1 protein-coding gene and 1 pseudogene are annotated in these 1,599 nt (G+C 61.0%); one reads left to right on the top strand and one right to left on the bottom strand.

Going from position 1 to position 1,599, the window contains the following annotated elements:
* Nucleotides 1-352: pseudogene (locus ABYM29_RS15650) on the top strand (hypothetical protein); the annotation flags it as partial.
* A 41-nt stretch (nt 353-393) separates the two neighbouring features.
* Here ABYM29_RS15650 and ABYM29_RS15645 read toward each other — a convergent pair.
* Nucleotides 394-1,455, bottom strand: coding sequence for a phosphotransferase (locus ABYM29_RS15645; protein ID WP_372865722.1), 1,062 nt, complete (start codon nt 1,453-1,455; stop codon nt 394-396).
* Between the last annotated feature and the right edge of the window lie 144 nt (nt 1,456-1,599).

The following is a 1,599-nucleotide window of genomic DNA, read 5'->3' as shown; positions in this document are numbered from 1 at the left end:
GCCATTGACCAATGCGCCGCTGTGGAAGGCCAATTTCAGCCTGAATTACTTTCACGATCTTTGGGACCTGCCCATCGGTTTACTGGTGGGGGTTGACCTGCTCTACGAAGACGACAAATTTCTGCAGGCCGACCAGGACCCGATTGATTTTCAGTCGGAGTACGGCACCTACAATTTGCGCATGCGCTTAAGTGATGATGACGAGCAGTGGTCGGTGCAGGCCTTTCTGCGCAATGCCGGTGACAAGCATGCACTGGAGGGCAGCGGCGATATTCCGACCTTGTCGGGCGCGCATTTTGGCAAGGCGATTGCGCCGCGCCAGTTGGATGTGAGCTTGCGGTTTACTTTTTAATGCAGAGCGGGCGGCGCCACAAAGCTGGCGCCGCCGTTTTTTCAGGGGATGAGCTCGGCCGCACTGAGGTCGACGCAGTGCTGCAGATGGCGCTGAATCATTGTCAGGAACATGCGATCGCTGCGCTCTTCCGCGGCGCTGAACATGGCGCCCAGCACGGTAATCATAATGCCGTGCATGCTGCCCAGGCGGTATTGCTGCCAGCAGTCTTCGGCGCTGAGGCTGACGCCGTTGTCGGCCAACGCCAGGCGGTAGTGCTCAAGCAGTGCGGCTTCGTGTTCGCGGCGCAGCGCCGGCTCGAGGCTGCCGCCGAGCAAGTAGGCCACGTCGCAGAGGCCAAAGCTTTCCGCCAGGGTTTGCCAGTCGACGGTGGTGACTTTGTCGGCGCCGGCGAACAGCAGGTTTTCGGCGCGAAAGTCACCGTGGATCAGTGTGGTGTCGCCCTGATAGCTGGCCACCCACTGGGCGTGGCGGTGGACGTAGTGTTCGCCAAAGGCCAGGCATTCAGCGGAAACCTCGCTGCCAAAGCGCTCGACAAAGCCGGGCCAGTTTTGCACCAGCAGTTCCTGGCCGAAGGCGGCGGCGTCGGGGTCGGACTTGGTAATAAAGTCAGCGGCCAGCAGTGTCTTGTTACCCTGAAAAGCCGCGTGCAGTTTGGCGGCTTCGCTTAAGGCGGCGCGGGCGTGCTCCAGGCTTTCGCCCTGCAATTGATCGCCGGGCTCGGCCGGGGCGAGGTCTTCCATTAGCAGAATAAATTCCGTGCCGGCATCGCTGAGCATGGCGTGATAAATTTCCGGCGTGCGCATGCTGCTGTGCTGAGCCAGTTCGGTGTAGAAACGCACCTCTTTGCTGTAGGCGCCCATCATCCCCGCCATGCTGCGCGCGGTTTCGTCGGCCGCGGGCAGCTTGGCAATCATGGTGGCGGGCGCCGCGCAGGGCCGGCTATATTCCAGCGTGAGGCGCAGGTTATCACCCATTTTGCCGGTGCCAATAATCTGCTGGCTAACTGCGCTTACGCGGGCGCCTCCCAGTAGATCGCTGGCTTGCAGGGCTTGGCTGAGCCAGTCGGCGGTCAATTGTTCAGGGGTGCAGGCTAATTCCATGTCAGTGTTTCTCTCAGTGGTTATTGTTGTGAACAATCCGGCCGCCGGCGGTGAGGCGTTTTAGGCCGGTCGGTTGCTACGGCCGCTAAAGCGGCTGGTATCGCGAAGCTTGTCGTAGCTGGCAATGGCCGGCGCGCACTGCTC

Source organism: Spongiibacter sp. (assembly GCF_041602295.1).
Taxonomy (GTDB): domain Bacteria; phylum Pseudomonadota; class Gammaproteobacteria; order Pseudomonadales; family Spongiibacteraceae; genus Spongiibacter.
Note: the sequence above shows the minus strand (reverse complement) of the source record. Positions and strands in the feature narration are given on the sequence as shown.

Excerpts from the sequence above, each read along its gene's own strand:
- ABYM29_RS15645 (WP_372865722.1), bottom strand. The coding sequence starts at position 1,455 with ATGGAATTAGCCTGCACCCCTGAACAATTGACCGCCGACTGGCTCAGC.